1 protein-coding gene is annotated in these 327 nt (G+C 42.5%); it reads left to right on the top strand.

Going from position 1 to position 327, the window contains the following annotated elements; all coding sequences use genetic code 11:
• Positions 1 to 108: IS3 family transposase (locus tag LF817_RS20080; RefSeq protein WP_253937276.1), on the top strand; the 108-nt coding region annotated here is incomplete at its 5' end.
• Positions 109 to 327: the final 219 nt, after the last annotated feature.

The following is a 327-nucleotide window of genomic DNA, read 5'->3' as shown; positions in this document are numbered from 1 at the left end:
GCTTTATTTGATTATGTCCACTGGTACAATCATATTCGCATTCATGGCACTCTCAACTACCTTAGTCCTATAGAATTTAAGAAGAAACACCTTAATGAAATTGTCTAGTTTTGTGTTGACAATCCACTCCCAGCTTCCCAACCACCCCGTGCGAAATGGAATGAACGAACCCTCCTGGCACTGGAAAAGACTTCTGATCTTTCATCAAAGCTGCGTACAAGCTCCGACGATTAGCGACTAACGATTTTTGTAAGTCAAGATCGAATCACTATGGTCTTCTTGTTTCCTTTATCTCTGGCAGCTCATTCCAGTTCATACGCCGCTGGA

The sequence above is a fragment of the Halobacillus sp. A1 genome (genome assembly GCF_024189295.1).
Taxonomy (GTDB): Bacteria; Bacillota; Bacilli; order Bacillales; family Halobacillaceae; genus Halobacillus_A.
This window is presented reverse-complemented; position numbering and strand designations above follow the sequence as displayed.